The following is a 2,958-nucleotide window of genomic DNA, read 5'->3' as shown; positions in this document are numbered from 1 at the left end:
TTCAGCAGAGCAGCTGCGCCATTACCAGCTGCCCTGAGAGCGATTGTCAATACCTGTGGACGAGTTGAGCTTCGGGCCGTTTCCGGACGCTCTGCGAGGAGCCCGTTCTCGAAGCGGGCGCCGGAGCGGAAGGAGCTGCGCAGTCGAACCTAGTTCGCCATCCGACTCAAACCATCTACTAAAGTAGGCCCTCAGAACGAGTCGCGAACAAGGAGCGAGCGAGTGGCGACACGACGTACGGCGGCTGCGTCGGCGGAGCCGTCCCATGAGTCGGGTACCGGCGGGGCGGTGCCTCATTGGCAAGCCGTCGTGAGTGCCATCGGGCCCAAAGTCCGTGAGCTGAGGACGCAACTCGGGCTGTCCCTCCAGCAGTTGGCCGGCCGGGCGGAGGTCAGTGCGGCCGCGATCTACAAGATCGAGCGGAGCGACATGGTGCCCACGGTCACCACCTTGCTGAAGCTCGCCTCCGCCCTGGAGCGGCCCGTCGGTTATTTCATAGAGGAAGAGACCACCGACCCGGCATCAGCCGTCTACATTCCCGCGGGCGAGCGCAAGGTGGTGAAAACACGCCGAACCGGGGTCGAACTGGCTGACATCTCCGGTCCTTCCGAGCGGTTCCGTGTCAACGGCGTGGTCGCGACCCTTCCCCCGGGTGCCCGTGGCAGTGAATGGTCTCCGGCCCGGCCCGGCGAGGAACTGGTGCTCGTACTGGACGGCGCGGTCGACTTCACGGTGGGGGAGCAGGAGTTCGCACTGAAGCAGGGGGACGCCCTGCACTACCTTGCCTCGTGCAGGTACTCGTGGACGAATCCGCATACCGGCTCCGCGACCCTGGCATGGATCAAACTCCACGACGACGCCTGAGCCCGGCCGTCCGGAAACGGGCGCTCTGCCGCGGCGAACCGGCGTGATCACACGGCCGGGGCCCCGGAGCCCGGCATGCCCCGAGTCGGTCTTCCGGGCTTCGTCGCCGCCCGAAGTCCCGGGCCCGGTCGGCAGCCCGTCCCGTGGATACGGCGTGGGTACGGGCAAGGGGGTGTGGGCCCTGCTCGCCAACCATGGGTACGACCTCGCCACAACCGGGCGACCGAGCCTCGACGGTGGCGGCAAGGGCATGCAATCGCCCCGGTCCTGACGGCGTCCACGGGCTGTTGCACGGCTGCGACGACCGACGCCGTTGCAGCCTGCGGGCAGGGCTTGCCAGGTCTGTATCGACGGACATTTCCGCCATTCCGTCGGTGCGCCGAAGGTGTTGCACGGCGCTGCAATCCGCGTGCAACACCGAAGCCCAGCATCGTCATTCACTCAGTCCGTGCAGGCCCCGAGCCGACACCGCGGGTGCCCGCCGACTGACCGAGCCGCACTCTTGACCGAGGAGCACCACATGCCACGGCACCCCGGCATCTCCCGCGCCGGCGACCGGCAGCCATGCCCGAAGGGATGCGCCTTCAGCCGCTCGCTCCACACCCACCACGACAGCCTCCTCACCGTGGACAACGACCCCCACAGCCTCCTCGAACTCATGGAACTCGCCGTCACCTGGCATGAGCTGGACTACTCGGGCACGCAGGTCATCCCGCCCTCCCAGTGGCTGGACTTCCTGGACTGCCACCAGTGGCACGACCCCGACCTGGCCGAACGCATCTTCAGCCTGGCCACCGACATCGCACGGCACCCCACCCGCCACCCCCAGCACGAAACCGCATCCTCCCCGAGCATCCTCAGGCTCGCCCCCGCACACGTCTCCTGACACAACTGATCCCTATGGGGCGTGGAAGCCCCGTGAAGGAGCTACGGATGTCCCTGCACACGGCGCAGCACACCAGCTCAGAGACTCTCGCCGATGCCACCGACCTCACCCGGGACTGGCTCATCGCCGGCGCCGCGGTGATCGTCGCGCTGCTCGCCCTCTACGCGGTGTTCATCGACGACGGCTCACTCGTCTCGGCGACGGGCAGCTACCTGCACGAGTTCACGCACGACGGCCGGCACCTTCTCGGTGCCCCCTGCCACTGATCGGGGCCGGCAGCCATGCCCACTGTCCTTCCCCTTCTGCGGCGCGGGCTGGCGGCGGGTGCCCTGGCGGGTCTTGCCACCGGCCTGTTCTCCCTCCTGCTCTCCGAGCCCCTGATGGATCATGCGGTCCGTCTGGAAGAGCAGAGCCGAGAAGCGCGGTCGCACCGCCATGGGCAGGGTGCGACGGCAGCCGTCGTACACCACCATGAGGAACTGTTCTCCCGGGGTGCCCAGCATTTCGGGCTGGTCGTCACCACGGTCGTTGCCGGGTTGGCTCTCGGGGCCCTCTTCGGGGTGGTGTACGCCTTGGTGAATCGGCGCTCCGATCCGGGCGTCGGGCCGTGGCCGCGCGCTATGAGTCTGGCCGGAGCAGGGTTCGTGGCGCTCTCGTTGCTGCCCGGACTTCGCTACCCGGCCGTCCCGCCCGGCGTCGGCGACTCGGGTACGGTTCGCGACCGGCAGTTGCTGTGGCTGGCCGCGGTGGCGATCGGGGTCCTTGGCGTCCTGCTGGCCTGGCAGGTCGGCCGACGTCTGGCCGACCGGTCCGCACCACGCCGGCACGTGGCGGTGGCCTGCAGCCTCGTAGCGGTCCTGGCCGTCTTGTTCACCTTGCCCGACAATCCGGACACGGTGGCAGTACCGGCGACCCTGCTGTGGGACTTCCGGCTGCAGTCCCTGGCTGCCCACGCCCTGCTGTGGGCGGTGCTCGGCGCGGTGTTCGGGGCGCTGGGGCTGCGCGCCGGCTCGCGTGCGGTACCCGCGGTCAGGCCGACCGCGCCCCAGTCCACGCCTGTCTGACGAGGTGTCATTAAAGTCTGCCGCCCCGCGTCGCTCTTGAGTAAGCCGTCACAGTGGCCATTCGGTGGTCTACGGCCGTCGCCCGGCCGGCGCCTTGCCTCACCAGCCCATGGCTCTCCCAGATCGCCTGTCGGTGATCTGGGA

The 2,958-nt window shown here is 68.7% G+C and carries 4 protein-coding genes; all 4 read left to right on the top strand.

The window, feature by feature from the left end:
• The first annotated feature begins 222 nt into the window (after window positions 1-222).
• The 4 genes from VXC91_RS44175 (at window position 223) to VXC91_RS44160 (ending at window position 2,814) form a co-directional block, all read left to right on the top strand.
• Window positions 223-864 carry a helix-turn-helix domain-containing protein gene (locus VXC91_RS44175; RefSeq protein WP_329512981.1) on the top strand — a complete coding sequence of 214 codons (642 nt, stop codon included), beginning with the start codon at window positions 223-225 and terminating at the stop codon, window positions 862-864.
• 520 nt (window positions 865-1,384) lie between these two features.
• Complete coding sequence (locus VXC91_RS44170) at window positions 1,385-1,750, top strand: hypothetical protein (protein WP_329512980.1); 366 nt, start codon at window positions 1,385-1,387, stop codon at window positions 1,748-1,750.
• A gap of 47 nt (window positions 1,751-1,797) precedes the next feature.
• Complete coding sequence (locus tag VXC91_RS44165) at window positions 1,798-2,016, top strand: hypothetical protein (RefSeq protein WP_329512979.1); 219 nt, start codon at window positions 1,798-1,800, stop codon at window positions 2,014-2,016.
• A 15-nt stretch (window positions 2,017-2,031) separates the two neighbouring features.
• Window positions 2,032-2,814: a CbtA family protein gene (locus VXC91_RS44160; protein WP_329512978.1), complete on the top strand. Its 783-nt coding sequence runs from the start codon at window positions 2,032-2,034 to the stop codon at window positions 2,812-2,814.
• Window positions 2,815-2,958: the final 144 nt, after the last annotated feature.

The organism is Streptomyces chiangmaiensis (genome assembly GCF_036281785.1).
Taxonomy (GTDB): domain Bacteria; phylum Actinomycetota; class Actinomycetes; order Streptomycetales; family Streptomycetaceae; genus Streptomyces; species Streptomyces chiangmaiensis.
Note: the sequence above shows the minus strand (reverse complement) of the source record. Positions and strands in the feature narration are given on the sequence as shown.